Here is a 26,632-nt window from a genome sequence, read left to right on the forward strand (position 1 = left end):
GACCGGGCACCTCAGGGGAGTTCGGGTCGGACCTCGGCCCAGGCGTCGACCGCCCGCGCCGACGGGTCGGTGTCCGCGAGGTGGGGCCGGACGAGCACCAGCCACGGGATCAGGCTCTTGATCCGACGCAGATGCCGGATCCGGTGGTACGGGAGGTCCCGCCAGGCCCGGCCCTGCGCCGCGGCCTGCCCCGGTTCCAGGTCCATCAGCGCCAGCAGCTCCCGGCACAGGGCGGTCGGGTCACCGCCCCGGTCCGGGCCGAACTGCTCGATCAAGTAGACCTGTACGGAGGCCAGTTCGGGCGCCCGCAGCAGCTCGGGCCCGCCCTCGGCCCGCGCGCAGCGGTGGGTGGCGGCCAGCGCGACCCGGCCCCAACGCAGCCGGATCGCGTCCGGCAGCCGCTCGTCGCGCATCCGCACCCCGGCCAGGACGCGCAAGGTCCGCGGGTGCGGTTCGTCGCGCAACGGCGGGTCGGTGGCCAGCCAGGCCTCCAGTTCCTCCAGCGCGTGCCCGTCGGGCGGCACCGAGGTCAGCACCTGCCCCCGGGTGAGGAGGGCGACCATGGCGCCCGCGAGGTGGACCTTCGCGATGTGCCCGGCCTCGAAGGAGCCGACGGCCCGCCCGTGCCGCTCGATCCGGCGCAGGCCGATCCGGGACTCCCCGACGGCGTAGACCTGTCCGGCCCGGGCCACCCCGCCGACGCACCGGACCACGCACACGCCGCCCGTGACGTCGGCCTCCTCGACGGAGTACACCTGCAGTTCGGCGATGGACACCCGCGCCCCCTTCCCCGGGCGGAGGTTACCTCGCGAGCCGTGCGGACGCGCTCATGGGGAGCCCTGGACCCGCTCCAGCAGGGGCGCCGCCCAGTCCGGCAGGTCGGCGGCCCGCGGGCGGGGCGGGCGGGGGTCCGCGGTGATGCCGATGCCGCCCGCCGGGTCGCCGTGGACGAACTGCCACGACCACGCCAGCCAGGAGCGCACGAACAGGTTCGCGCTCCACGCAAGGGCCAGGGCGCCGCGCCGCTCGGGCACCTCGTACCAGTAACTGGTGAGCACCACGGCCCGGGAGACCGCCTCGTCCGGGTCCCGCGGCCGGGAATCGGCGGTGAGCCCGGCGGCCAGCACCGATGCCGCGAACCGGTTGTCCGCGAGCAGTCCGCCGCTGTCGCAGACGATCGCGTCCAGCAGGTCCGCCGGGAGGTCCACGGCGGCCCGCTCCAGCCGCGTCAGCAGCTCCGGCAGCCGCGGATCGCCGGCCGTGTCCGGGCCGGGAACCACCCGCAGGTCGGCCGGCAGCCGCTCGTCGCCCTTGCGGGCGGCCAGCAGGTGCAGGTAAGCCAGCGCGCGCAGGGTCTGCCAACGGCAGAGCGTGTCGAGCAACTCGACGCGGGAGGCGCGGAAGGCGAGCCGTACCGGCCAGTCGGCGGCCCGGACCTCGTCGCCGAGCGCCCGCAGCTCCGCCGGCACCGGGGCCGGGAAGACCAGGCTCCGGCCCGGGTCGAAGGACGGCTCGGCGTGGTGGCCCGGCCGGCCGGGCGCGGGCTCGCGGGGGGAACCGCTGCGGCTGCTCATCGACTTCTCCCGCGAGGGCGTCAGGCGATCCGTTCGACGAGGGCCGCGGGAAGCGGGTAGACGCGTTCCTCGGGCAGCAGGGCTGCGGCCGCGTCGAGGTTCCCGGACGTCACCGCGGCATGGATCTCGTGCGCCGTGGCGGTGACGTCGCGGATTCCGCTGATCCAGTTCTCCACGTACCGCTCGACCGCGGGTCCCGAGAGGCCGATCTGGATCGCGCGGTGCGGCAGCGGATTCAGGTGCAGATCCCGCTCGGGGTCCCATTGGACGCGCACCGGGCTGTCCCGGACGGCGGCACGCCACTCCTCGACCCCCGGGAAGCGTGCCCTGTCGAAGTGGCTGAGGCAGGACCGGGAAAGCGCCTCCTCGAATCCGTCCCGCGTGATGTCGATCGCCAGGACGCGCTCCTGATCGCTCTTCGTGGCCCATCCGCAGCGGTACATCATCCACAGGAACGACGGCTTGATCCACGTCATCCTGGCGCGCTTGAACGGATCCACGAAGGTGCCGGCCTCCAGGGCCGGTTCGGCGATGCGTGCCGGGTACGCCTGGTAGACGGTGATGGTCGCGTCGTCGAACCGCGCCCTGACCTCGTGCGTCGCGCCGGTCATACGGAAGGCTCGCCGGCCCAGACCTGCGGCTTGGCGATGACCGGGTCGGCCACCGTGCGCGCGCCGCAGGCGTGCAGGAGCCAGCGCAGGTCCTCCCAGGCGAAGAAGGGCTCGCCCCAGGTGTCCGCCCACAGCCGCAGCCGGTCCGTCCCGTCGGCCGGCCGCGTCAGGTCCCACCAGGCCCAGCCCCGTACCTCAAGGTCCGGATCGAAGCGCGAGAGCCAGTTCTGCAGGTCCCAGGGCTCGCCGCCGGTGCGCTCGCGGTAGCGGTCGCGCCCCTCGGCCGCGAAGGGTTCCGGGAAGGAGCCGCCCCGGCAGACGGCGGGGAACCATGCGGGAATGCCGTCGACGGGCAGATCGTCGTCGTCGAAGGACTCCGAGGCCGCGATCCCCAGCACGGCGTGCATGACGGCGCGCAGCCTGCCGGCGTACCGCTCGGAGTCCCCGTCCACCGCCACTTCGAAAAAGGCCAGGACCGGGGGTGCGGATTCGGTGTCCGGACGGCCGGACACACGGGCCCTCTCCCTTTCGAGGTCTTCGATTTCGTGCAGCATTCCGTAATCCTCACTAATGATCTTGTACGATCCTACCAGAGCCGGGAATGATGGCTTCTCGCATTTTCTCGATCACCTCACCCGGCAGGCCGTACAGGTCCGTCCCCCTGGTGGGGTCGGAGATTTCCGGATAGATCTGCTTCACCTGTTTCCATTCCTGTTTGGTGAAGCCGAGCCCGTCCGGCTGTTCCTGCGGAACCGCGTGCGTGCGGATGTCGTCCACGAAACTCTTCGGTACGTCGAACGCGACGATCTGGCCGCTGTCCCCACGGAACTCGACGGTGTGCCGCAGGTCTCCGCTCATGTTCACGTAGAGGTGGTTGTTGCCGTCGATCGTGACGTTGCCGTTCCCGTCGATGTGCACCCGCTGGCTGAGCGGATGGTCGGTCTGCTTGCGGTAGACGGTGACCGTGCACTCGTCCGGCGCCAGGCCGAGGTGGTCCGACCAGGTGTGGGGGTTGGGAACGTACGCCGCCGGGTTGGGCGCCGGGGCGAGACCCAGCGGGTCCTGGCTGAGGTACCGCGCCGTCATCGGGTCGTAGGTGCGGAAGACGTTGTGGTGCAGACCCGATTCGGGGTCGAAGTACTGGCCCGGGAAACGCAGCGGCGTGTACGTCGACGCGCCGCGGTTCCAGGTCGTCGCGCCCCACAGGGTGGACCGGGTGTGCCAGGCGATGTCGCCCCGCTCGTCCACGAGTTCGGTGGGCGTGCCCACCAGGTCCGTGACGATCGAGAAGAAACGGCTGTCGATCTCCTCGCTGGAGGCCCCGAGGATGCGTTCCGTCTGCGTCAGCGGGTGCAGTCCGCGGTGCTCCCAGGTCAGGACGACCGGATGGGGAAGACCGGGCGACCGCGTGACCTGCTCGCAGAGGGTCGCGCCCTCCCAGGTGAAGAGGACCTCCTCCACGACCTCACCGGCCGCCGACAGCCGTTGCTTGGCGGCTCGCCGGCCCAGCGGGTCGTACAGGTAGCGCCACACCGTGCCGTCCGGGGTCGTGACCCCCACCAGCCGGTCCTCCGCGTCCCAGGCGTAGTGCCAGGTGTCCGGCTTGCGGGACGGACGGGTCTTGCGGCGCAGTACGACACGCCCTTGCGCGTCGTACTCGTAGCGGACGCCTCCCGCGCCCGTGAGGCGGTTGCCCGTGTAGGTGCGCGGCCCCGTCGCCACGTCGGCGTCCGGATGGGTGGCGGGCCAGGACGCGGACGTCTGGTTGCCCGCCTCGTCGTAGGCGTAGCGCTCGGACCAGGCGTCCGCCTCCACCGCGGTCACACGGGCGGCGGCGTCCAGGGTGAAGGAGCGGGAGCCGCCCAGCGCGTCGTCCACCGCGGTCAGGTGGCCGTCGGGCCGGTAGGTGTAGCCCCGGCGCTGGAGGGTCCGGCCGTCGTGGCCCGTCAGGTACTGGTCGGTGAGGCGGCCGACCTCGTCGAAGCCGTGCCGGAGCGTGAGGCCCCCGCCGATCCGGCGGACCGTCTCACGGCCCGTCGCGTCGTGTTCGAAGGCCAGGGTCCGGCCGGAGGTCGTCAGACCCGCGCGGCGGCCGGCGGCGTCGTAGGACCACTCGCTGACCGCACCGGTCGGCGTGGTGCGCCGCGTCGTCCGCCCCAGCGCGTCGTAGGCGAAGCCGAGCGTCCGGCCGTCGACCGTCTCCGAGTGCAGCAGGCCCTCGCGGTTACGAATCCGGCTCAGGGTCACGTCCGGCCCGACGGCCCGCGCCAACTGGTCCGCGTAGTCGTACTCGTACGTGGTCACCGCGCCGGCGGCGTCCTTGCGGACGGTCTGGCCGAGCTCGTTGTACTCGTACCGGACCGTCTCGCCGAGCGCGTTGGTCCGCTCGGTCAACCGGCCCGCCGCGTCGTACGCGTAGCCCAGGGTCCGGCCGTCGAAGTCCGTCTCCGCGGTCAGCCGGCCCGCCGGGTCGTAGTCGTACGTCCAGGTCAGCCCCTGCGGGCCGGTGACCTCCGTGAGCCGCAGTTCCAGGTCGTGCGCGAACGAGTAGCGGGCCCCGTCGGGACCGGTCCGCGCGACCAGGGAGTCGAAGTCGCCGTACTCGTAGACCGACCGGCCGCCGGCCGCGTCGGTGTGGCTGAGGCAGTTCCCCTCGCCGTCGTACACCCACGACTGCTCGCTGCCGTCGGGTTCCACCCGGCGCAGCAGGCGGCCCTCCACGCTCCACGTCAGCCGGGTGACCGCGCCGAGCGGGTCGGTGACGGTGGCAGCGCGGCCGAAGGAGTCGTACGTGTACCGGGTGACCGCGCCCAGCGGGTCGGCCGATTCGACGACGAGGCCCGCCGCGTTGCAGCGGAACGAGGCGGTTTCGCCCAGCGCGTTCGTCACCGAGGCGAGGTGGCCCCGGTCGTCGTACGTGAACCGGGACGTCGCACCGGAGGCGTCCCGCACGGCGACGGGGTTGCCGCGCTCGTCGTAGGTCCGGCGCACGGAGGTGCCGTCCGGCCGCGTGATGCGTTCGGGCAGGCCGAGGCCGTTGTACTCGATGGCCGTGCGGCGTCCGTCGGTGCGTTCGACGGAGGTGACGAGCCCGTTGTCGTCGTATGCGATCCGGGTCGTCAGCCCCAGCGGATCGGTGCGCGTCAGCAGCCGGTTGAAGGAGTCCCGCACGAAGCGGGTGGTGGAGCCGTTCGCGTCGGTCTCGGCGACGATCCGGGCCTTCTCGTCGACGTGGTAGCGGCGCTGGTGCCCGAGCGCGCCGGTGACCGTGGTGACGCCGTCCTCGTACGTGAAGCGCGAGTCCACGTGCCCGTTCGTGCCGGACTGGGCGACGCAGCGGTCCCGTTCGTCGTACGCGTAGTCGAAGTGGCGGCCGTTGCTGTCGGTCCACGAGACGATCCGGGCGCGGTCGTCGTACCCGAACCGCAGGGGCACGCCCGAGGAGTTGACGACCTCGGTCAGATTTCCCTCGGTGTAGCGGTAGTCGAGGACCTTGGTTCCGTCCGCGAGGGACAGCGAGGTGATCCGGCCGTCGGCGGTGGTGAGCCGCACGCGGTAGCCGCCGCTGTGGCTGATGCCCGTCGGAGCGCCGTCCGCGTCGTACTCGTAGGCGATCCAGCCCCCGTTGCGGTCGTCCAGCTGGACCAGGGCGCCCTCGGCGGTGAAGTGCCAGACGCGGCCCGATTCCGGGTCGGCCACCGTGTACCCGCCGTCCGGTGTGGCGGACAGGGGCCATCGTCGGCCGTGCGTGGGCAGCACCGGCAGACCCGGTGCCGGGTGCGGATAGGCGAGCACACTGCCGTCCTCGCCCAGGAGGAGGACACCGGCGGCGTCGATCTCCAGGCGCTGGTCGACGGTGCTCGCCCAGCTCGGACCGAACCAGCGGCCCGCCCGGTACGAGGACTCGAAGGAGCGGGTGAAGACCAGCGGCAGCGATCCCGGCAGGACGAGGTCGGTCTGCGGCAGGACCATCCGCCCGGTCGCCACGTCGACCGGGTCGTCGACGCACGTCTTGTCGGCCGGGGTGCGCGACGGACTGTCGGGGCCGTCGTTGTCGAGGTGGGTGCGACCCGGGCCCTTGAGGTCGTCGGCGTGCTTGGCGATGGACGCCGTCTTCTTCAGGGCGCCGAGGCCCTTGGAGCCGATGAGCTCGGGGAGCATCTTGCCGATGCCCTCGCTGGGGTCCTTCATGAACTCGTCGAGCATCTGCTTGCCCGCGCCCATGGGGTCGTTGACCGCCACGGCCAGGCCGGCGACCGTCGAGTTGAGGCTGGTCATGTACTCGGCGGGGTGGGTCAGGTTGTACGGGTCCATCGGGTTGACCGAGCGGACGAAGTTGACGAGACCCGCCGTGCCCTTGATCACGCCGCCCGCGAGGTGGGTCTGCGCGAGGTCCAGGTAGTCCATCCCGTCCTTGAGCTGCTCGGTGTACGAGGGCTTGGGCGGGGCGGCGTCGCGAGCCGCGCGGACCGCCGTACGGGCCGTCTCGGCCACTTCGTTGCGCTGGGTACGCGCCTCGTCGAGCTTGTCCTGGGCGGCCTTGACGAGGGGCTCGCCGGGATCGGTGAAGTCGTCGGCCGGCCGCGGCGGCAGCGTTTCCTTCTCCGCCTTCACCGCGGCCTTGTAGTCGGTGATCGACTTGTTGTAGGCGGTGCGCGCGTCCTGCGAGACCTTCTTGGCCTTGTTGTAGTCCTCCAGGGCCTCCTTGGCCCGGCGCTGCGCCCATTCGACGGTGTCCGCGAAGCGGTTCATCGCGTCGGCGGCCTTGCCGAAGGCTTCGGCCGCCTTGAACCAGCGCGGCGGTTCCTTGGCTATCGCCTCCCGGAACGCGTCGGCCGACGCGCCCTTCAGACCGTCGCCCTCCAGTCCCTTCAGACCGTTGCCGACCATGGTGAAGGAGGACTTGAAGTCGTCCAGGTGCGAGACCTGGGCGCGGATCTTCGACACGCTGCCGTAGACCAGCTTGTTCGGGTCCTCGGTCTGTCCGAGCTCCAGCTCCGAGACGTCCGCGCCGAGCTGGTTGGCGGCCGAGCGGCTCTTGTCACGGACCCAGTCACCGGCCTCGTCGAGCCCGACCTCCTCCGCCACGTCGGCGACCTTGTCGCCGGTCCACTCGATCGCGTCGCCGACGTCCTCGGCCCGGTCCTCGACCCAGTCCTCCGCCGAGTCCGGTACGAAGTCCCTCCAGCCCATCAGCTACCGCCCCCGCCGGCCTGGTCCAGCAGATCCTTGATCGAGCCGATCTTCCCGCTGGAGGTCAGCTTGTCGCCCGTGTCCGACCAGGTCTGCTTCATCTCCTGGCGGCTCTTCTCGAAGGACTCCGCGCTGTAGTCCGGCTTGTAGACGTCCGCCCGGAAGATGTCGCCCCAGCCCTTCTGCTCGATCTCGTCCTCGCTCGCGTGCGGATTGCCGTACGCGGCGTTCGCCACGACCTTGAACGCGCCCTGCATGTACTGGTCTTCCTCCCACACCGTGCCCGCCGCGATCCCGAGGTTCCCGGCCAGGGCACTGGCGTTCTGCACGAGACTGCGCACGCCCCACTCCCAGCGCTCGCAGAAGTCCTCGAAGTCGGTGGCCAGACCCATGTGTCCGGCCTCCATCCCCGTCATCGACAGATCGCTGAAACCGGCACCCTGCGAGGCACCGGCCGCATCCCCCGACTCGCGCAACTCGGCGATGGCCTTGCGCAGCCCGTCCTGGATGTTCTTGACCGCAGCCGGCGAGACCTCAAGGTCCCCGTCGCCCGCCATCAGACGGCATCCGCGGAGTCGGGCCCGGCATCCACGGCGCACGCGTCGGGCACGATGCCCACGACCGGCGGGAACAGCATCGAGCCCTCCTCGTCCGCCACGTTCACCGCGACGCCCGTCGGGCCCTCGGCCGCGGGTACCACCGCGTCGAGGAGTCGGGCGCCCAGGATCGAGAGGTACTCCCACTCACCGGCCGCGGCACCGGCACCGGCACTTCGCATCGCCGCGAACCGCGCCAGGGCCTCCTCGTCCGTGAAGGCATAGATCCAGCGGACGCCGCCCTGCCACCCCGACATCAGCCCGCCCTCGGGGCCCTCCGACAACGGCACGAGCAACGCGGTACGCCGAAATTCACCCAGCAAACTACTGGAGTGTCCCAATCCGCCTCGCATGGCGGCGATTTGCTCGGTAAGCCCCATCACGTACCCCATCCCCGAAGGGCAGTCGGCGCCCCCGATTCGCATACGTTACTTAGATACGCGCGGGAGTCCGAACGGTTCCACTCAGACCGATGGCCGGTCTCCGCGAGGGAGACCGGCCATCGGGTGGAGCGTTCTACGTGCCGCTACGACCAGGTGATCAGGCGGCGGGGGTGTTCCAGGACCGACGCGATGTCGGCCAGGAAGCGGGAGCCGAGCTCGCCGTCGATCAGACGGTGGTCGAAGGACAGCGCCAGGGTGGTGACGTGGCGCGGCTTGACCTTGCCCTTGTGGACCCACGGCTGGAGCTTGATCGCACCGACCGCGAGGATCGCGGACTCGCCCGGGTTCAGGATCGGCGTACCGGTGTCGACGCCGAAGACGCCGACGTTGGTGATGGTGATCGTGCCGTTCTGCATGTCCGCCGGGGAGGTCTTGCCGTCGCGGGCCGTGGCGACCAGCGCGGACAGCGACTCCGACAGCTCGCCGAGGGTCTTGGCGTGCGCGTCCTTGATGTTCGGGACGATCAGCCCGCGCGGGGTCGCCGCCGCGATGCCCAGGTTGACGTAGTGCTTGAGCACGATCTCCTGGGCCGCCTCGTCCCAGGACGCGTTGACGTCCGGGTTGCGGCGGATGGCCACCAGCACGGCCTTGGCGATGAGCAGCAGCGGGTTGATCCGCAGCCCCGCGAGGTCCGGGTCGGCCTTCAGCTCCTGGACCAGCTTCATCGTGCGCGTCACGTCGAAGGTGATGAACTCGGTGACGTGCGGCGCGGTGAAGGCCGAACCGACCATGGCCTGGGCGGTGACCTTGCGGACGCCCTTGACCGGGATACGGGTCTCCCGCGCCGAGGCGTCGACCGCGGGGGCCGCGGCCACCGCGACGGGCGCGACCACGGGGGCCGGAGCGGCCACGGGTGCGGCGGTCTGCGGGGTGATCGCCGCGGCGGCCGCCGCGTGGACGTCCTCCCGGGTCACGACCCCGCCGTCGCCGGTGGGGACCACCGAGGCCAGGTCGATGCCGAGGTCCTTGGCGAGCTTGCGCACCGGCGGCTTGGCCAGCGGCCGCTCACCGCTCGGCTGCGCCGGGACCGCGGGGAGCGGCGCCGGGGCGGCCGGAGCCGCCGGAGCGGGCGCGGCCACGGGGGCCGCCGTGCCGTTCTGCGCGGCCACGGCGGGTGCCGGGGCGGCCTTGCGCGGGCGGCGCTTGGTGGAGGACTCGGAGACCCCGTAGCCGACCAGCACGGGCTGGCGGGCGGCCGGGGCCGGCTCGGCGGCGGCCGGGGCCGCCTCCACGACTGCGGCGGCGGGGGCCGGGGCCTCCGCCTCGCCGGTCTGCACCGAGATGATGACCTGGCCGACGTCGACCGTGGTGCCCTCCTCGAAGAGGAGCGCGTGCACGACGCCGTCGAACGGGATCGGCAGTTCCACGGCGGCCTTGGCCGTCTCGACCTCGCACACGACCTGACCGTCGGTGACCGTGTCACCGGGCTGGACGTACCACTTGAGGATCTCGGCCTCGGTGAGGCCTTCGCCCACATCGGGCATCTTGAATTCGCGGATGGTCATGACGCGGGTCTCCTAGTACGCCAGCGAGCGGTCGACGGCGTCGAGCACCCTGTCCAGGCCGGGCAGGTACTCGTCCTCCAGGCGGGCCGGCGGGTACGGGGCGTGGAAACCGCCCACGCGCAGGACCGGCGCCTCCAGGTGGTAGAAGCACCGCTCCGTGATGCGAGCGGCGATCTCCGCGCCCACGCCGAGGAAGACCGGCGCCTCGTGGACGACCACGAGCCGGCGGGTCTTCTCGACCGAGGCCTGGATCCCGTCGAAGTCGACCGGGGACATCGAGCGCAGGTCGAGGACCTCCACCGACTTGCCCTCCTCGGCGGCCGCGGCGGCGGCCTCCAGGCAGACCTTCACCATCGGACCGTAGGCGGCCAGGGTGACGTCCGAGCCCTCGCGGCTGACGCGCGCCTTGTGCAGCTCACCGGGGATGGCGTCGAAGTCGACCTCGCCCTTGTCCCAGTAGCGGCGCTTCGGCTCGAAGAAGATCACCGGGTCGTCGCTGAGGATCGCCTGCTGGAGCATCCAGTAGGCGTCGCTCGCGTTCGAGGGGGAGACCACCTTGAGGCCCGGCACGTGCGCGAAGAGCGCCTCGGGGGACTCGCTGTGGTGCTCGACCGCGCCGATGCCGCCCGCGTACGGGATGCGCACGACGACGGGCATCTTGACCTTGCCCAGGGCGCGGGCGTGCATCTTCGCGAGCTGCGTGACGATCTGGTCGTACGCGGGGAAGACGAACCCGTCGAACTGGATCTCCACGACCGGTCGGTACCCGCGCAGGGCCAGACCGATGGCGGTGCCGACGATGCCGGACTCGGCGAGCGGGGTGTCGATGACCCGCTCCTCGCCGAAGTCCTTCTGCAGGCCGTCGGTGATCCGGAAGACGCCGCCGAGCTTGCCGACGTCCTCACCCATGATCAGGACTTTGGGGTCCTGCTCCAGCGCCTTGCGCAGCGACTCGTTGAGCGCCTTGGCGATCGACATCTTTTCGACAGCCATCAGTGACCCTCCTCGAAGGACGCGAGGTAGGCGGCGAACTGGGCGCGCTCCTCGTCGACGAGCGCGTGCCCGTCCGCGTAGACGTTCTCGAAGATCGCCATGGTGTCCGGGTCGGGCATGGCACGCACGGCCTCGCGCACGCGCTTGCCCATCGCCTCGCTCTCCGCCTCCAGCTCCGTGAAGAACGCCTCGTCGGCGCCCCCGGTGGCCAGCAGGTGGGCCTTCAGGCGCAGGATCGGGTCCTTCGCCTCCCAGGCCGCCGTCTCCTCGTCCCGCCGGTACTTCGTCGGGTCGTCGGAGGTGGTGTGCGCGCCCATGCGGTAGGTGAACGCCTCGACCAGGGTCGGGCCCTCGCCGCGGCGGGCGCGGTCCAGGGCCCAGCGGGTCACGGCCAGGCAGGCCAGCACGTCGTTGCCGTCGACGCGTACGCCCGGGAAGCCGAAGCCCTGCGCGCGCTGGTAGAGCGGCACGCGCATCTGGCGCTCGGTCGGCTCGGAGATCGCCCACTGGTTGTTCTGGCAGAAGAACACCACGGGGGAGTTGTAGACGGCGGAGAAGGTGAACGCCTCCGCGACGTCGCCCTGGCTGGACGCGCCGTCGCCGAAGTAGGCGATGACCGCGGAGTCCGCGCCGTCCTTGGCCACACCCATCGCGTAACCGGTCGCGTGCAGCGTCTGCGAGCCGATGACGATCGTGTAGAGGTGGAAGTTGTTGGTGTTCGGGTCCCAGCCGCCGTGGTTCACGCCGCGGAACATGCCGAGCAGGTTGGTCGGGTCGACCCCGCGGCACCAGGCCACGCCGTGCTCGCGGTACGTCGGGAAGACGTAGTCCTCGTCGTTCAGCGCCCGGCCGGAGCCGATCTGCGCGGCCTCCTGGCCGAGGAGCGAGGCCCACAGGCCCAGCTCGCCCTGACGCTGCAGGGCGGTCGCCTCGCCGTCGAACCGACGGGTCATGACCATGTCGCGGTACAGCCCGCGCAGGTCCTCGGTGGTGATGTCGGCGACGAAGGGGGCGAACTCGGCGTTCTCCGCGTTGTCGACGCGGTCCCCTTCGGGCGTCAGCAGCTGTACGAGCTGAGGTACGGCGTCCTGCGTCTGCGCGGTGGCAGCGGCGGGCTTGGCGGCGGCGTTCGCCGCGCCTGCCGCCCGCTTGGTGCCGCTGCTGCGTCGCGGCTTGCGCGCGGCAGTGCTCTCCACGGTCACGTGTGCTCCTCCGTCGGTCCGGCACCCGGGTTCTCCGGGGTCCAGTGCGGCTCACCTGTATCCGTAACGAGCGCACGGGGTGGGTGCGCCTCGCGTACGGGGATTCAGGCGTGACAGGTGTCCCGGCGAGTGCCCTGCGCAATGCACGTTACCCAGTGTGTCGCATAACTGCGAAACCCCGTTTGACCTGCGTTTTTGCTTGGATTTCCTAGTAAAAACGTAGCAACGGGAACAACCACTGGTCACAGCCTTGCAGGGGCCGGGAACAACGGCACGTTATCCCGGGTAACTCCGGCAGGGAAGGGGTGAGTGTGTGAAACTGACTTCGTGCGCGAAGACGGAAAAATCAAGGTATTCCTCCTGGACGACCACGAAGTGGTACGTCGGGGCGTCCACGAGCTCTTGTCGGTCGAAGAGGACATCGAGATCGTCGGCGAGGCCGGTACCGCCGCGGATGCCTTGGTCCGGATCCCCGCCACCCGTCCCGACGTGGCCGTCCTCGACGTCCGCCTCCCCGACGGCAGCGGTGTGGAGGTCTGCCGCGAGGTCCGCTCGCAGGACGAGGGCGTCAAATGCCTGATGCTGACCTCCTTCGCCGACGACGAGGCACTGTTCGACGCGATCATGGCCGGCGCCTCCGGTTACGTGCTCAAGGCGATCCGCGGCAATGAGCTGCTGAGCGCCGTGCGCGACGTCGCCGCCGGCAAGTCGCTCCTCGACCCGATCGCCACCGCCCGCGTGCTGGAGCGGCTGCGCGACGGGGGCAGGCCCGGCCGGGGCGACGACCGGCTGGCGAACCTCACCGAGCAGGAGCGGAAGATCCTCGATCTGATCGGCGAGGGTCTGACCAACCGCGTGATCGGCGAGCGCCTGCACCTGGCCGAGAAGACGATCAAGAACTACGTCTCCAGCCTGCTCTCGAAGCTGGGCATGGAGCGCCGCTCCCAGGCCGCCGCCTACGTGGCCCGCCTGCAGGCCGAGCGCCGCTGACCCCACCGCTCGCGCACCCTGGCGCCGTCACGCTTCGTGGCGGTACGCGGGACCAAGGTCCTCGGCCCTCGGGACGGGCTGCTCTTCCGCGGCGGGTGTCGGTGACCGAGAGTGGACGCCATGTCCCCCGAGGAACTCCACGCCGTCGACCTGCTGCGCCGGGTGCCGTACGGCCGCGTGGCCACCAGCATGCGCGCGCTGCCGTTCCTCGCGCTCGCCCGGCACATCGTGGTGGACGGCGGGGTGGTTCTGAGAATGCATTCCGGTTTCGGTCACCACCAGGCCTGCAACGGCAGTGTGGTGGCGTACGGGGCCGACAATTCGCATGCGCCCGACGCGGAACTCTGGTCGGTCCAGTTCACCGGAACGGCGCAGGTCATCGAGCCCACCAACGCCGAACTGGAGCTCTTCGGTCCCGTTCCGCATTTCATCGACGGCGAGGTCTTCGACCCCGTCTACATGCGTATAGAACCCCAGTTCGTCACCGTGCACTCGCTCGCCCGGAATCCGGACCGGCGGTACCAGCACGCCCTCTGACCCGCGCTCACACGGATACGGGGACGGGCCCGGCGGAATGGATTCCGCCGGGCCCGTCCCCGTATCCGTCTCACTCCTCCGAGTCGGTGGCGCCGCCCCCGCCGGGGCCGCCGGCGCCGCCACCGGCGCCGCCGTCCGTGGGCTTCGTCGACGGCTTCGTCGACGGGGTCGCCGAGGGGCTCGTGGAGGGCTTCCCCGACGACGAGGCGCTCGGCGAGGCCGTGCCCGTCGGCGAGTGCGTCGCGGTGGGCGTCGGCGTCGGGCTGAAGCTCTGCTGCCGGCTACGGGTCGGCGCGGGCGCGTTGTCGTTGGTGGACGGGGTGTTGTCCTGCGTCTGCGGCGGCTGGGTGACGTTCGGCGCCGAGGACTGGCTCGGCTGACCGCCCGGGGTGCTCTGGGTGGTCTCCGGCTTCTTCTTGTCGCCCTGGCCCACGGTGTTGACGGCGTAGGCCACACCGCCCATGACCGCCACGATCGCGAGAACGGCGAACAGCCAGCCCTTCCAGCGGCTGCCGCCGCGTTCCTCGTAGGCGTCGTATCCGTCGTAGCCGCCGTTGCCGACCTGGCCGTGGCCGCCCGGGAAGGCCGAGCCGTCGTCCGGGTTCAGCGACGGCACCATCGGCTGCTGGAACTGCGAGGTCGAGGCGTGCGCCCCGTACTGCTGCTGGCCGGCGTTCCCGGGCAGGGGCATGGCCGTGGTGGCCGAGGCGCCGCCCCGCCCGTGCGGCAGGGTCATGGTGACCGGACCGGTGCTCCAGGTGCCGGTGTTCGGCCCTTGGTCGTGCAGCATCTGGAGCGCGTACTGGACCAGCCCGCGCATCTCCTCGGCGCTCTGGAACCGGTCGTCCGGGTCCTTGGCGAGGGAGCGCATGACCAGGCCGTCGAGCTCCTGCGGGAGGTGCCGGCCCTCCGGCAGATGCGACGGCGGCACCGGCGCGTCCTGGACGTGCTGGTAGACCACCGACAGCGGGGTCTCACCGGTGAACGGGGGACGCAGCGCGAGCAGTTCGTAGAGCAGACAGCCGGTCGCGTACAGGTCGGAGCGGTGGTCGACGGCCTTGCCGAGGGCCTGCTCGGGCGACAGGTACTGCGGGGTGCCCATGACCATGCCGGTCTGGGTCATCGTCGACTGGGCGCCGTGCAGGGCGCGGGCGATGCCGAAGTCCATCACCTTGACCGCGCCGGTCTCGGTGATGATGACGTTCGCGGGCTTGATGTCGCGGTGCACGATGCCGTGCTGGTGCGAGTACGCGAGGGCTTCGAGCACGCCCGAGGTGATGATGAGCGCCTGCTCGGGGCCCGGGGCCTCGGCACTGAGCAGGAGGTCGCGGATGGTGCGGCCCTCGACGAGCTCCATGACGATGTACGGGACGGTGTTCGGACCGACCTTGTCCTCGCCCGAGTCGTACACGGCGACGACGGCGTGGTGGTTGAGTCCGGCGACGGACTGCGCCTCGCGCGTGAAGCGGGCCTTGGACACCGGGTCCTCGGCGAGGTCCGCGCGCAGCAGCTTCACGGCGACCGTGCGGCCCAGGCGGACGTCCTCGGCCGCGAACACCTCGGCCATGCCGCCGCGGCCCAGCCGGTGCGTCATCCGGTAACGGCCGTCTCCCACCAGGCCGCCGGCGCCCCAGTGCTCAGGACCATCGGTCATCCCGGCGCCGTTTCCATCGGGTTCGGGTGCCATCAGTCCTCGCCGTCGTATCTCTCGGTCGCCGCTCAGCGGTCGTCCTCTTCGTCGGTGCTCCGGTGAACGCTACAGCCTCCGAACCGGTCACCGTTCGGACAAGGCCGCCTGTGCACGTGTGGTCACGGAACGGGCACCTGGCTTGACGTGTGCTTGCCCTGCGGCAGACTGGGCGCCAATGCGCCCGGCCAGCGGCGTGGGGACACATCCCGAGGGGAAGCAACAGTCATGAGCCAGGACGGCACTCAGGGCCAGTACGCGGGCGGCTCTCTGGCCGGTGGCCGTTACCAGCTAAGGGACTTGCTCGGTGCGGGCGGCATGGCGTCCGTGTACCTGGCGTACGACTCGGCCCTCGACCGACAGGTCGCCATCAAGACGCTGCACAGCGACCTCGGCCGCGAGCAGTCCTTCCGCGAACGGTTCCGCCGCGAGGCCCAGGCTGTAGCGAAACTGTCGCACACGAACATCGTCTCGGTATTCGATACGGGCGAGGGCGAAGTGACGTTCGGCGGCGCCGCCGCGGGTGACGGCGCGGTGATGCCGTACATCGTCATGGAGTACGTGGAGGGCCGGCCGCTGGGCTCGGTGCTGGAGGAGGACATCCGCCAGTACGGGGCCATGCCGGCCGACAAGGCGCTGAAGGTGACGGCCGACGTGCTGGCCGCGCTGGAGACCAGCCACGAGATGGGGCTCGTCCACCGCGACATCAAGCCCGGCAACGTTATGGTGAACAAGCGTGGCGTGGTCAAGGTGATGGACTTCGGCATCGCCCGCGCCATGCAGTCGGGGGTCACCTCGATGACGCAGACCGGCATGGTCGTCGGCACCCCCCAGTACCTCTCGCCCGAGCAGGCGCTGGGGCGCGGGGTCGACGCCCGTTCCGACCTCTACTCCGTCGGCATCATGCTCTTCCAGCTGCTGACCGGACGCATCCCCTTCGACGCGGACTCGCCGCTGGCCATCGCGTACGCCCACGTGCAGGAGGAGCCGGTCGCCCCGTCCTCCGTGAACCGGTCGCTGACCCCGGCGATGGACGCGCTGGTGGCGCGGGCCCTGAAGAAGAACCCGAACGAGCGTTTCCCCACGGCCGCGGCCATGGGCGACGAGGTCGCGCGGGTGCTGGGCTCCGGGCAGACCGGTGCGCCGGTCATCGTCCAGGGCCAGGCTCCCCCGAGCAGCGGCGCGGGCGTGGCCTCGGCCGTGTTCCCGCCGGTGGAGTCCGGGTACCAGGCGCCCCCGCAGTCGGTGCAGCAGCCGTACCAGGCTCCGCACACCCCGACGCCGGCCCCGTACGCGCCGACGCCGGCCCCGCAGCAGCACGCGCAGGGTGGCTACGCCTACCCGCACACGCCGGCGCCGCAGCAGTACGCGCCGCAGACCCCGCCGCCGTACACGATCTCCCCGTCCACGGCGGGCACGACCTCGGGGTCCGGTGGCGGCAAGCGGAACATGCCGGTGCTCGTGGGCGCGATCGCGGTGGCGCTGCTGGCCGTCGGCGGTCTGATCGCGGCGCTCTCGATGGACGGCGACAAGGACAAGGGGACGACCGCGGACCCGGGGGCCTCCACGTCCGCCGGCGCCTCCGCCAAGGCCGGGTTCAAGGGGCCGGACACCACGCGCACGATCGACCCGAAGAAGTGCACGGAGCCGGTGAAGCACTACAGCGAGTCCGGCAAGTACATGGCGCCGGACTTCAAGTACAAGAACCTGCTCTCGGTGAAGGAGTGCATCCAGGCCTCGGGCGGCAGGTACAAGATCGAGACGAAGGACGAAGCCGTGTACGGCAAGGACACGGTGCTGTTCCAGACCCCGGCCGCCGGGGACAAGATCGACAAGGAAGGCACGGAGTTCACGCTGACCGTGTCGACCGGCAACCCCGAATAGCGCGAAGGACACCGCCGCACGGCGGCGCGGCAGGCGCCGCGGTCCGACACACCGGCATCCCGGACACCCTTATGGGGCGTCCGGGATGCCGCTTTTGCCCCACTATGTAAATCTGGGCGCATATCTCTGACGCGCAGCGAGCAGCTCGTGGCTCGGGACGGGAGGGGCTCCCCGTGATCCAAGGCTTCCGCCCGCCGCACTGGCTGGCCTGCGCGGCTCTCGCGGCCGCCTCCCTCGCGCCCACCGCCTCCGCCTACGCCAGCCCCTTTCTCGCCCCGTCCCGGCACGTCGCGGCGCCCGCCTCGCCCGCCTCCTCCGCCCCGCCCGACGTCCGCTACGAGGCACTGGCCGGCAGCCTCGCCGGCGTCGGCCGCGAGCACCCCGGGCGACCGGTGGGCGAGCCCGCCAACCCGGAGCTGGTGGTGGCCTCCCGGCCCCGGGCGCCGGTCCGCCCGCACACGCGCACCGAGCCCTCCCCCCGGCCGACGAACAGCCGCGGCACCGGCGACATCACCGCCCCGCTCCCCCCGCCGTCGGTGGTCACCGCCCTCGGCACCGGGACCAACGACCGGGCCGCCGACCTGGCCGCGCACATACTGCCGCTCGGCACCGGATTCGCCCTGATGGGCCTCGGCCTCGGCTACCTCGGAGTGCGCCTGCGCCGCGGGATCTGAGCCGCCCGGACCACCTCGCCCGGGCCGGCTGCGGGCCGGGTCCCGGGTCCGCTCCGGGCCGACCGCCGGTCCGTTCCGGGCGCGCGTCCCCCCTGCGACGTACACCTCAGGATGGTTGCAGGGAGTGAACATACTCGGTATACATACTGAGTATGTCGATCCGTCACGGGCTACTCGCCCTGCTGGAACGGGGTCCTCGGTACGGCTCCCAGCTACGCACCGAGTTCGAATCCCGCACCGGCTCCACCTGGCCGCTCAACGTCGGGCAGGTGTACACGACCCTCGCCCGTCTCGAACGGGACGGCCTCGTCGCACCCGACGGCGAGGACGCCGCCGGCCACACCCTCTACGCCATCACCGACGCCGGGCGCACCGAGCTGCTCCAGTGGTACGAGCGCCCCGTGGACCGCGCCAACCCACCCCGCGACGAGCTGTCCATCAAGCTCGCCATGGCCGTGGGCGCGCCCGGCGTGGACATCCGCGCCGTCATCCAGTCCCAGCGCCACGCCACGATCAAGGCGATGCAGGACTACACCCGGCTCAAGGCCACGGCGCTCGCCGCGGTCGAGAGCGGCCGGTCCCACGAGCGCGACGACGTGGCCTGGCTGCTCGTCCTGGAACAGCTGATCTTCCAGACCGAGGCCGAGGCCCGCTGGCTGGACCACTGCGAAGCCCGGCTGGTCCGGCTCTCCCTGCCGGCCGACCGGAGAGCCGCCGAAGCCGAACCACCCCAGGCCGCCGCGGCCGAGACCCCGGCCCCGCCCACCACCGACCGGCCCTGGCGTACCGCTCGTACGCGTCGTGGCTGAACCACCGTTCCAGGGGGGACACTCCATGCCTGACCAGCCCCAGCCCCAGCGGCCCGTACTGCAGTTGGACCAACTCGTCCGCACGCACGGCAGCGGCGCCACCGAGGTGCACGCCCTGCGGGGGATCAACCTCTCCGTGTTCCCCGGCGAACTCGTCGCCGTCATGGGCCCCTCCGGCTCCGGCAAGTCCACGCTGCTCACCCTCGCCGGCGGCCTCGACACCCCGAGCAGCGGCCGGGTGATCGTCGAGGGCACCGACATCACCGCCGCGAGCCGCAAGCAGCTGGCCGCCCTGCGCCGCCGCAGCATCGGGTACGTCTTCCAGGACTACAACCTGATACCGGCCCTCACCGCCGCCGAGAACGTGGCACTGCCCCGGGAACTCGACGGCATCTCCGCCCGCAAGGCCCGCGCCTCCGCGGTCGCCGCGCTGGAGGAGATGGGCCTCGGTCAGCTCGCCGACCGCTTCCCCGACGAGATGTCCGGCGGCCAGCAGCAGCGCGTGGCCATCGCCCGCGCCTTGGTGGGCGACCGCCGACTGGTCCTCGCTGACGAGCCGACCGGCGCCCTCGACTCCGAGACCGGCGAGTCCGTCCTCGCCCTGCTGCGCGCCCGCTGCGACGCGGGCGCGGCCGGGATCCTCGTCACGCACGAGCCGCGGTTCGCCGCCTGGGCCGACCGCGTGGTCTTCCTGCGCGACGGCAGCGTGGTCGACGAGACCCTGCGCAGCCACGCCGACTCGCTCCTCTCCGGGCAGGCGGCCGGCCAGTGACCTCTCCGCTCCAAGGCTGGTACCACTCCTGGATCGCGGCCCTGCGCATAGCCCGCCGCGACGCCTGGCGCGCCAAGGGCCGCAGCGCCCTCGTCCTCGCGATGCTCGCCCTGCCGATCATCGGAGTGAGCGCCGCCGACCTCACGCTGCGCAGCGCCGAACTCTCCCCCGAGCAGTCGCTCACCCGGACGCTCGGCGCCGCCGACGCCCGGGTGAACGCCTCGTACATGTCCGGGGCCATCAACCAGAGCCCCGACGGCAAATCCTCCGCGCCCGTCGGCGGCTACAAGAACTTCGACCCCTCGAAGTCCCCGCGGGAGAAGCCGGCACCGGTGGAGGCCGCGCTCCCGCCCGGGGCCCAGGTCCTCAAGGACACCGGCGGCTACGCCAAGGTCCGCACCACGCACGGGCTGCTCGACACCCACCTGCGCGAACTCGACACGCACAGCCCGCTGGTGAAGGGCCTGATCACGCTCGACCGCGGCCGGCTGCCCGAGAGCTCGGGCGAAGTCATCGCCACCCAGGCCTTCCTGAGGGACTCCGGCCTGTTCGTCGGATCGTCGGTCACCCCGCGCGGCGCCACCTCCCCGTACAAGATCGTCGGCGCCTACGAGCTGCCGGACGAACTGGAACGCCCGCAGATCATCGCCCCGCCCGGGACGCTGATCGCCCCGCTGAACAAGGCGGTGGCGGACACCGGCGGCCGCGCGGTGTCCCCCGACGACACCTACCTGGTCAAGGTCGGCGGCGCGGGTGTCACCTGGGACGCCGTCAAGGCGGCCAACGCCAAGGGCCTGGTCGTCATCTCGCGCGCCGTCATCCTCGACCCGCCCGCCGACTCCGAGGTCCCGCTCTACCGGGACGAGCCGAAGGCCATGTTCGAGCGCGACGGCAACAGGGTCGTCCAGATGGCCATCCTGGCCACTGTCGCGGGCCTGGCCATGCTGGAGATCTGCCTGCTCGCCGGACCGGCCTTCGCGGTCGGCGCCCGCCGCTCGCGCCGCCAGCTCGGCCTGGTCGGCGCCAACGGCGGAGACCGGCGCCACATCCGCTCCATCGTGCTCTCCGGCGGCCTGGTCCTCGGCGCCGTCGCCGCCGTGACCGGCACCGTCATCGGCGTCCTGCTCACCGTCCTCCTGCGGCCGGTGCTGGAGGGGACCCTCGGCAGCCGCTTCGGCGGCTTCGACTTCCGTCCCCTGGAACTGGCCGGCATCGCCCTGCTCGCCGTGATCACCGGCCTGCTGGCCGCGATCGTCCCCGCCGTCACCGCCTCCCGGCAGACCGTGCTGGCCTCGCTGACCGGCCGCCGCGGCATCCGCAAGGCCAACCGGGTGCTGCCCGTCCTCGGCCTGATCGCCGTCGCCGCCGGCGCCGCGATCGCCCTCTACGGCACCACCTCGCGGCTCGGCAGCACCGTCGTGGCGGGCGGCAGCGCCCTCGCAGAACTCGGCATCGTCGCCCTCACCCCGGTCCTCGTCGGCCTGTTCGGCCGGCTCGGCCGGTGGCTGCCGCTGTCGCCGCGGCTCGCGCTGCGCGACGCCGTGCGCAACCGCGGGCGTACGGCCCCCGCCGTGGCCGCCGTCCTGGCCGCCGTCGCCGGAACCGTCGCCGTCGCGACGTACGAGCGGAGCAACGACGTCCAGATGCGCCAGGAGTATCGGGCCGACCTGCCGCACGGCACCGGGGTGCTGACGGCCCACGAGAACAGCGAGTACAAGCAGGTGCCCGCCCTGCGCGAGACCCTCTCCAAGCAGCTGCCGCTGACGCAGCGGGCGGACTTCGAGCGGCTCGTCGTCGGCAAGCCCAGCTGCGAGTCCTTCGCCTCGGAACCCGGCTGCGGCCGTGTCGAGGTCATCACGCCCAAGGAGCAGCGCTGCCCGCTCTACGAGGACCCCAAGGGCGGCGAATCGTTCCCCCTGGAGCGGCAGAGGGAACTGCGCCAGGACTGGCGCTGCCAGGAGTCCCGGTACGGCACGCAGTACCCCGTCCTCGTCGGCGACGAGAAGGTGCTGAGCGTGCTCGCGGTCACCGACCCGGGCTCCGTGGCCGCCCTCAAGGCCGGTCAGGCCGTCTCCTTCGACAAGCGCCAGGTCAAGGACGGCAAGCTCACCCTGCGGGTCATCACCGACTCGGGGGAGAACGACATCATGCGCGGGCACTACGACGAGACGCCCGGTGAGGACAAGGTCCTCCCCGTCCACCAGGTACCCGACTCGGTCGTGGGCTGGGGCGTCGAGCTGATCCTGCCGCCCTCGGCGGCCAAGGCCGCCGGACTGGCCACCGCGCCCGTGGGCTCGTACTTCAGCCTCGACGGGATCCCGACCAGCGAGCAACGCCAGAAGCTGGACGGGGAGATCGACCGGATGGGCCTGGACACCTCCCTGCGCATCGAGAAGGGCTACGAGGGCGACAACAGCCTCGCCATGCTCGCCCTCACCATCTTCGCGGGGATCGTCACCATCGGCGCGGCCGGCATCGCCACCGGGCTGGCCCAGGCCGACGCCGAGGCCGACCTGAAGACGCTGGCCGCGGTGGGCGCCGCGCCGCGGGTCCGGCGGACGCTGAGCGGCTTCCAGTGCGGGGTGGTCGCCGTGATGGGCGTCGTCCTGGGCTCGGCCGCCGGAATCCTGCCCGCCATCGGCCTGCGCCTGACGGAGCAGCGGGTGGCGGAGACGCTCCGCCTGGAGTCGATCGAGGAGGGCTTCACGCCGGTGACGGAAGCGGTGCCGTTCGTGCCGATCTCCGTCCCGTGGGAGACCCTCGGCGGGCTGCTCGTCGTGGTGCCGCTGGGCGCGGCCCTGCTGGCGGCCCTGGTCACCCGCTCCAGCGGCGCACTGGCCCGCCGGGCCGCCGGGTAGCTCCGAGGCCCGGAACCGGTACCAGGCTGGTGCCCCCGTACAGGGTGGATCACGACTGTACGGGGGCACACCGTGTGAGTACGGAGGTGTGCGAGAGAATGACGGCATGGAGATGCCGAGGAGTGAACGGTCGCAGGACAGCCCCCCGCACGTCCTGATCGTGGGACAGGACGGGACGGCGGTCGGCGACGCCGATGACGAGTCGCGCGAGGTCCCGGTGACGGAAATGGTCGAACAGCCCGCCAAGGTCATGCGGATCGGCAGCATGATCAAGCAACTCCTGGAAGAGGTACGTGCCGCGCCTCTCGACGAGGCGAGCCGGGTCCGGCTCAAGGACATCCATGCCGCCTCCGTCAAGGAGCTGGAGGACGGCCTGGCCCCGGAGCTCGTGGAGGAACTGGAGCGCCTGTCCCTCCCGTTCACCGAGGAGGCCATCCCCTCCGAGGCCGAACTGCGGATCGCCCAGGCCCAGTTGGTGGGCTGGCTGGAAGGCCTCTTCCACGGCATCCAGACGGCCCTGTTCGCACAGCAGATGGCGGCGCGGGCCCAGTTGGAGCAGATGCGCCGCGCCCTCCCGCCGGGCGGGCCGCACGACGACGACGAGGACGGCGGCCACGGCGCGATCCGCTCCGGCCCCTACCTCTAGCCCTCCGGCGAACAGCGCAAGCGGGTCCGGCCCCCGCCCCACGGCGAGGCCCGGACCCGCTTCCGCGTCGCCCCCTCGACCCCACCGGCGCGCTGTGTCAGCCCCGCCGGCGTTTGAGGCGCCCCCTCACCCCCACCGGCACCCGAGCCGCTCTTTCAGCCCCGCCGGCGTTTGAGGCGCGGGGGTCCGGGGGCAGCGCCCCCGGCAACGGCGCCGCACCCGGCACCCGCACCGCACGGTCCGCCAGGTCCGGCTCCCGGCCGGGGACATGGCCACCTCATACTCAAGGGCATGAGCTACGACGCGATCGTGCTGGCCGGCGGCGCCGCTCGGCGACTCGGCGGGGCCGACAAGCCCGCGCTGAGCGTCGGCGGCCGCGCACTCCTCGACCGCGTCCTCGACGCCTGCCCGGACGCCCGGACCACCGTCGTCGTCGGCGATCGCCGCGCCACCGCGCGCCCGGTCCACTGGACCCGCGAGGACCCGCCCGGCGGCGGCCCCGTGGCCGCACTGGACGCCGGGCTGCGCCGGACCACCGCCGAGCTGGTCCTCGTACTCTCCGCCGACCTGCCGTTCCTCGACCGGGAGACCGTACGGGCCCTGCTGGCGGCCCCGACCGCGCCCGCGGGCCCCGGCAGAGACGCGGCCCCGGGCAGGGACGCGGCCCCCGGCAGGGACGGGGCGATGCTCCGGGACCCCGACGGCCGGGACCAGCCGCTGGTCGCCGCCTATCGGGCCGAGCCGCTGCGCCGCGAGATCGCCCTGCTCGCCGCCGAGCACGGCACCCTCACCGGGCTGCCGCTGCGCGCGCTCACCGCCGAACTGGACCTCGCCCGCATCACCTCCCGGCCACTCGCCTCCTTCGACTGCGACACCTGGGACGATCTCGCCGCCGCCCGCGCCCGGATCAGGGAGCATGGAAGCGTGCTGGAGCAATGGATCACCGCCGTCAAGAGCGAGCTGGGCATCGACCTCACCGTCGACACCAAGGCCCTGCTCGACCTCGCCCGGGACGCCGCCCACGGCGTCGCCCGGCCCGCCGCCCCGCTGACCACCTTCCTGGTCGGCTACGCGGCCGCCCACGCCGCCGCCACCGGCGCCGACCCCGCCCAGGCCGTCGCCGAGGCCTCCCGCAAGGCGGCCGACCTGGCGCTGCGCTGGGCCGACGAGGCAGCGGCCGACTCCGCCGAACAGAACGGCTCCGGATGACCCCCACGAACTCCGCCGAGCAGGCCCTCGACGAGGCCCTGGCGCTGGTCAGTCGCGTCCCCGAAGGCGGCGTCGGCGATCGCTCGGGCCCTGCGGGCGGCGGCGGCACGGGCGCCCACCGCGCGACCGGCTGGCAGCGGGCCCGGGACACCGCCGCCCGCGCCGGGAGCGGGGTGCGGCCCCGTACCCACCGGGTGCCCCTCGCGGCCGCCCTCGGCGAGGTCCTGGCCGCTCCCTTGGACGCGCTCACCGACCTGCCGTCCTTCGACACCTCGGCCATGGACGGCTGGGCCGTCTCGGGCCCCGGCCCCTGGAGCGTGCGCGCCGGCGGCGATGTCCTGGCCGGCTCCGAGCGGCCGGAGCCCCTGACGGACGGCGAGGCCGTACGGATCGCCACCGGCGCCCGGATCCCCGCCGACGCCACCGCCGTCATCCGCAGCGAGCACTGCCGCGAGGCCGGCGCCCAGCTCTTCGCCGACCGGCCCGTCCTCACCGGCCAGGACATCCGCCCGCGGGGCCAGGAGTGCCGCTCCGGCGACCTGCTGCTGCCCGCCGGCTCCCTGGTCACCCCGGCCGTCCTGGGGCTCGCCGCGGCCGCCGGGTACGACGAGCTGACCACCCGGCCGCGCCCGCGCGTGGAGATCCTCGTCCTCGGCGACGAGTTGCTCACCGAGGGCCTCCCGCACGAGGGTCTGGTCCGCGACGCCCTCAGCCCCATGCTCGGTCCCTGGATCGACCGCCTCGGCGCCGAGGTCATCGGCACACGGCGGCTCGGCGACGACCCGGCGGGGGCCGCGGCCCTGCTGGAGGCGGTCACCACCAGCACCGCCGATGTCCTCGTCACCACCGGCGGCACCGCCGCCGGACCCGTCGACCACGTCCACCCGGTACTGCGCGAGGCCGGCGCCGAACTGCTGGTCGACGGCGTGGCGGTGCGCCCCGGGCACCCCATGCTGCTGGCCCGCGTCGAGACCGGGACGCCCGAGGCATCGGCGGTGCGCCATGTGGTCGGGCTGCCCGGAAACCCGCTGGCCGCCGTCTCCGGGCTGCTGACCCTCGCCGAACCGCTGCTGCGCGCCCTCGCCGGCCGCCGCAGGCGCCCCCGCTACACGGCGCCGGTGCAGGGCGACGTACCCGGCCACCCGTACGACACCCGGCTGGTGCCGGTCCTGCTGAGCGACGAGCACGCGGTGCCGCTGCGCTACCACGGACCTGCGATGCTGCGGGGTGTGGCCGCCGCCGACGCGCTGGCCGTCGTACCGCCCAAAGGCGCGCGGTCCGGACAGGAACTGGAGATTCTCGATCTGCCCTGGGCTTCTGGAGGATGTTTCACGTGAAACTGCACGGCCAGGACTCCATGGCCCGCGGCGCCGACGAGAAACTCGTCTCCCGGCGCATCAAGCTGCCCAAACGCGTCGTCGAGGCTCCGCTGAGCCAGGTCGGCAAGCGTCTGCTGATGGCCCTGTTCGTGCTCTTCCTCACGGTGTTCGTCGTGTGGCTGGACCGGGGCGGCTACCACGACAACGCCAACGAGCAGGTCGATCTCCTCGACTGCTTCTACTACGCGACGGTGACGCTGTCCACGACCGGTTACGGCGACATCGTGCCGTACAGCGACAGCGCACGGCTGATCAACATTCTGGTGATCACGCCCCTGCGCGTGCTGTTCCTGATCATCCTGGTCGGTACCACCCTGGAAGTCCTGACGGAACGGACGAGGGAAGAGTGGCGGCTCAAGCGCTGGAGGAAGAACTTGCGTGAGCACACGGTCGTCGTCGGCTTCGGCACGAAGGGCCGCTCGGCCCTTCTGACGCTGCTGGCCACCGGCCTCTCCAAGGAACAGGTCGTCATCGTCGACCCCAGCGCCAAGGTGATCGACACCGCCAACGCGGAGGGGTTCACCGGCGTGGTCGGCGACGCCACCCGCTCCGACGTCCTGCTCCGCGCCGAGCTGCAGAAAGCCCGTCAGATCGTCATCGCCACCCAGCGGGACGACACGGCGGTCCTGGTCACCCTGACCGCCCGGCAGCTCAACCGCGGGGCGAAGATCGTCGCCGCGGTGCGCGAGGAGGAGAACGCCCCGCTGCTGCGCCAGTCCGGGGCCGACGCCGTCATCACGAGCGCGAGCGCGGCCGGTCGGCTGCTGGGCCTGTCGGTGCTCAGCCCGAGCGCGGGCACCGTGATGGAGGACCTGATCCAGCAGGGCAGCGGGCTCGACCTCATCGAACGCCCCGCCCGCAAGGCCGAGGTCGGCAAGTCGGTACGGGACACCGAGGACCTGGTCGTGAGCGTGCTGCGCGGGCACCGGCTGCTCGCCTACGACGACCCGCACGCGAGCCCGATCCAGCTGACGGACCGTCTCATCACCATCGTGCGGGCGGTACCGCCCACGTCGCCCGCCGTGCGGCTGGGTCCTGCCGAGTAGCCGCGCCGTGGCGTAGCCTCCGGG

Annotated in this window: 22 protein-coding genes; 11 read left to right on the plus strand and 11 right to left on the minus strand. The window is 72.1% G+C overall.

From position 1 onward, the window contains the following. Nucleotides 1–11: 11 nt before the first annotated feature. The 10 genes from ACWG52_RS18520 to pdhA all read right to left on the minus strand — a co-directional run bounded on the left by ACWG52_RS18520 (nt 12) and on the right by pdhA (nt 12,117). Nucleotides 12–776, minus strand: a complete 765-nt coding sequence (locus ACWG52_RS18520; RefSeq protein WP_389804152.1) for a hypothetical protein — start codon at nt 774–776, stop codon at nt 12–14. Nucleotides 777–827: 51 nt separating this feature from the next. Continuing rightward, nucleotides 828–1,574: a hypothetical protein gene (locus ACWG52_RS18525; RefSeq protein WP_389804155.1), complete on the minus strand. Its 747-nt coding sequence runs from the start codon at nt 1,572–1,574 to the stop codon at nt 828–830. Nucleotides 1,575–1,594: 20 nt separating this feature from the next. Further along, nucleotides 1,595–2,185 (minus strand): DUF4291 domain-containing protein, encoded by a 591-nt coding sequence (locus ACWG52_RS18530; protein WP_389804158.1) that lies wholly within the window; start codon nt 2,183–2,185, stop codon nt 1,595–1,597. Then, nucleotides 2,182–2,739: a hypothetical protein gene (locus ACWG52_RS18535; protein ID WP_389804161.1), complete on the minus strand. Its 558-nt coding sequence runs from the start codon at nt 2,737–2,739 to the stop codon at nt 2,182–2,184. The genes ACWG52_RS18530 and ACWG52_RS18535 overlap by 4 nt, the downstream gene beginning before the upstream one ends. Before the next feature lie 13 nt (nt 2,740–2,752). After that, complete coding sequence (locus tag ACWG52_RS18540) at nt 2,753–7,378, minus strand: putative T7SS-secreted protein (RefSeq protein ID WP_390166602.1); 4,626 nt, start codon at nt 7,376–7,378, stop codon at nt 2,753–2,755. After that, the gene (locus ACWG52_RS18545) at nt 7,378–7,935 is read right to left on the minus strand and encodes a hypothetical protein (RefSeq protein ID WP_389804167.1); all 558 of its coding nucleotides are present in this window, start codon (nt 7,933–7,935) and stop codon (nt 7,378–7,380) included. The genes ACWG52_RS18540 and ACWG52_RS18545 overlap by 1 nt, the downstream gene beginning before the upstream one ends. Then, on the minus strand, nt 7,935–8,264 hold the full coding sequence (locus ACWG52_RS18550; protein ID WP_389804170.1) for a hypothetical protein: 330 nt from the start codon (nt 8,262–8,264) through the stop codon (nt 7,935–7,937). The genes ACWG52_RS18545 and ACWG52_RS18550 overlap by 1 nt, the downstream gene beginning before the upstream one ends. A gap of 236 nt (nt 8,265–8,500) precedes the next feature. Next, nucleotides 8,501–9,922, minus strand: a complete 1,422-nt coding sequence (locus tag ACWG52_RS18555) for a dihydrolipoamide acetyltransferase family protein (RefSeq protein WP_389804173.1) — start codon at nt 9,920–9,922, stop codon at nt 8,501–8,503. A 12-nt stretch (nt 9,923–9,934) separates the two neighbouring features. After that, nucleotides 9,935–10,915: an alpha-ketoacid dehydrogenase subunit beta gene (locus ACWG52_RS18560; RefSeq protein WP_109779208.1), complete on the minus strand. Its 981-nt coding sequence runs from the start codon at nt 10,913–10,915 to the stop codon at nt 9,935–9,937. Then, nucleotides 10,915–12,117 carry a pyruvate dehydrogenase (acetyl-transferring) E1 component subunit alpha gene (gene pdhA / locus ACWG52_RS18565; RefSeq protein WP_033214801.1) on the minus strand — a complete coding sequence of 401 codons (1,203 nt, stop codon included), beginning with the start codon at nt 12,115–12,117 and terminating at the stop codon, nt 10,915–10,917. Before pdhA ends, ACWG52_RS18560 begins: the two co-directional genes overlap by 1 nt. 327 nt (nt 12,118–12,444) lie before the next feature. Between pdhA and ACWG52_RS18570 the strand changes: the two genes are divergently transcribed. Continuing rightward, nucleotides 12,445–13,107, plus strand: coding sequence for a response regulator (locus ACWG52_RS18570; RefSeq protein ID WP_389804177.1), 663 nt, complete (start codon nt 12,445–12,447; stop codon nt 13,105–13,107). A 120-nt stretch (nt 13,108–13,227) separates the two neighbouring features. Next, nucleotides 13,228–13,644 carry a pyridoxamine 5'-phosphate oxidase family protein gene (locus ACWG52_RS18575; protein ID WP_389804180.1) on the plus strand — a complete coding sequence of 139 codons (417 nt, stop codon included), beginning with the start codon at nt 13,228–13,230 and terminating at the stop codon, nt 13,642–13,644. 70 nt (nt 13,645–13,714) lie between these two features. On the opposite strand, the gene ACWG52_RS18580 is transcribed toward ACWG52_RS18575, so the two are convergent. Continuing rightward, on the minus strand, nt 13,715–15,331 hold the full coding sequence (locus ACWG52_RS18580; protein ID WP_389804183.1) for a protein kinase domain-containing protein: 1,617 nt from the start codon (nt 15,329–15,331) through the stop codon (nt 13,715–13,717). Nucleotides 15,332–15,559: 228 nt separating this feature from the next. Here ACWG52_RS18580 and ACWG52_RS18585 point away from each other — a divergent pair, with 228 nt between their 5' ends. The 9 genes from ACWG52_RS18585 to ACWG52_RS18625 all read left to right on the plus strand — a co-directional run bounded on the left by ACWG52_RS18585 (nt 15,560) and on the right by ACWG52_RS18625 (nt 26,608). After that, on the plus strand, nt 15,560–17,215 hold the full coding sequence (locus tag ACWG52_RS18585) for a protein kinase domain-containing protein (RefSeq protein ID WP_389804186.1): 1,656 nt from the start codon (nt 15,560–15,562) through the stop codon (nt 17,213–17,215). Nucleotides 17,216–17,388: 173 nt separating this feature from the next. Next, nucleotides 17,389–17,889, plus strand: coding sequence for a hypothetical protein (locus tag ACWG52_RS18590; protein ID WP_390166604.1), 501 nt, complete (start codon nt 17,389–17,391; stop codon nt 17,887–17,889). A gap of 152 nt (nt 17,890–18,041) precedes the next feature. Further along, on the plus strand, nt 18,042–18,698 hold the full coding sequence (locus ACWG52_RS18595; protein WP_033214813.1) for a PadR family transcriptional regulator: 657 nt from the start codon (nt 18,042–18,044) through the stop codon (nt 18,696–18,698). Between the two features lie 25 nt (nt 18,699–18,723). Next, nucleotides 18,724–19,470, plus strand: coding sequence for an ABC transporter ATP-binding protein (locus ACWG52_RS18600; RefSeq protein ID WP_389804193.1), 747 nt, complete (start codon nt 18,724–18,726; stop codon nt 19,468–19,470). Between the two features lie 101 nt (nt 19,471–19,571). Then, complete coding sequence (locus tag ACWG52_RS18605; protein ID WP_389804914.1) at nt 19,572–22,328, plus strand: ABC transporter permease; 2,757 nt, start codon at nt 19,572–19,574, stop codon at nt 22,326–22,328. Nucleotides 22,329–22,434: 106 nt separating this feature from the next. Further along, a complete protein-coding gene (locus tag ACWG52_RS18610) occupies nt 22,435–22,974 on the plus strand; it encodes a bacterial proteasome activator family protein (protein WP_030014634.1) in 540 nt (179 codons plus the stop codon). A 291-nt stretch (nt 22,975–23,265) separates the two neighbouring features. Beyond that, the gene (locus ACWG52_RS18615) at nt 23,266–24,183 is read left to right on the plus strand and encodes an NTP transferase domain-containing protein (RefSeq protein WP_453129018.1); all 918 of its coding nucleotides are present in this window, start codon (nt 23,266–23,268) and stop codon (nt 24,181–24,183) included. Beyond that, on the plus strand, nt 24,180–25,520 hold the full coding sequence (locus ACWG52_RS18620; RefSeq protein WP_389804201.1) for a molybdopterin molybdotransferase MoeA: 1,341 nt from the start codon (nt 24,180–24,182) through the stop codon (nt 25,518–25,520). The genes ACWG52_RS18615 and ACWG52_RS18620 overlap by 4 nt, the downstream gene beginning before the upstream one ends. Then, nucleotides 25,508–26,608, plus strand: a complete 1,101-nt coding sequence (locus ACWG52_RS18625) for a potassium channel family protein (RefSeq protein ID WP_389804204.1) — start codon at nt 25,508–25,510, stop codon at nt 26,606–26,608. The genes ACWG52_RS18620 and ACWG52_RS18625 overlap by 13 nt, the downstream gene beginning before the upstream one ends. Nucleotides 26,609–26,632 lie beyond the last annotated feature (24 nt).

Source organism: Streptomyces sp. CLCI03 (genome assembly GCF_053615355.1).

Bases quoted from the DNA above. Each gene is read 5' to 3' on its own strand.
- ACWG52_RS18620 (WP_389804201.1), top strand. From the start codon at position 24,180: ATGACCCCCACGAACTCCGCCGAGCAGGCCCTCGACGAGGCCCTGGCG.
- ACWG52_RS18585 (WP_389804186.1), top strand. From the start codon at position 15,560: ATGAGCCAGGACGGCACTCAGGGCCAGTACGCGGGCGGCTCTCTGGCC.
- ACWG52_RS18525 (WP_389804155.1), bottom strand. From the start codon at position 1,574: ATGAGCAGCCGCAGCGGTTCCCCCCGCGAGCCCGCGCCCGGCCGGCCG.
- ACWG52_RS18600 (WP_389804193.1), top strand. From the start codon at position 18,724: ATGCCTGACCAGCCCCAGCCCCAGCGGCCCGTACTGCAGTTGGACCAA.
- ACWG52_RS18610 (WP_030014634.1), top strand. From the start codon at position 22,435: ATGGAGATGCCGAGGAGTGAACGGTCGCAGGACAGCCCCCCGCACGTC.
- ACWG52_RS18595 (WP_033214813.1), top strand. From the start codon at position 18,042: ATGTCGATCCGTCACGGGCTACTCGCCCTGCTGGAACGGGGTCCTCGG.
- ACWG52_RS18575 (WP_389804180.1), top strand. From the start codon at position 13,228: ATGTCCCCCGAGGAACTCCACGCCGTCGACCTGCTGCGCCGGGTGCCG.
- ACWG52_RS18540 (WP_390166602.1), bottom strand. From the start codon at position 7,378: ATGGGCTGGAGGGACTTCGTACCGGACTCGGCGGAGGACTGGGTCGAG.
- ACWG52_RS18580 (WP_389804183.1), bottom strand. From the start codon at position 15,331: ATGGCACCCGAACCCGATGGAAACGGCGCCGGGATGACCGATGGTCCT.
- ACWG52_RS18535 (WP_389804161.1), bottom strand. From the start codon at position 2,739: ATGCTGCACGAAATCGAAGACCTCGAAAGGGAGAGGGCCCGTGTGTCC.
- ACWG52_RS18560 (WP_109779208.1), bottom strand. From the start codon at position 10,915: ATGGCTGTCGAAAAGATGTCGATCGCCAAGGCGCTCAACGAGTCGCTG.
- ACWG52_RS18605 (WP_389804914.1), top strand. From the start codon at position 19,572: ATGCTCGCCCTGCCGATCATCGGAGTGAGCGCCGCCGACCTCACGCTG.
- ACWG52_RS18555 (WP_389804173.1), bottom strand. From the start codon at position 9,922: ATGACCATCCGCGAATTCAAGATGCCCGATGTGGGCGAAGGCCTCACC.
- ACWG52_RS18530 (WP_389804158.1), bottom strand. From the start codon at position 2,185: ATGACCGGCGCGACGCACGAGGTCAGGGCGCGGTTCGACGACGCGACC.
- ACWG52_RS18625 (WP_389804204.1), top strand. From the start codon at position 25,508: ATGTTTCACGTGAAACTGCACGGCCAGGACTCCATGGCCCGCGGCGCC.
- ACWG52_RS18615 (WP_453129018.1), top strand. From the start codon at position 23,266: ATGAGCTACGACGCGATCGTGCTGGCCGGCGGCGCCGCTCGGCGACTC.
- ACWG52_RS18545 (WP_389804167.1), bottom strand. From the start codon at position 7,935: ATGGCGGGCGACGGGGACCTTGAGGTCTCGCCGGCTGCGGTCAAGAAC.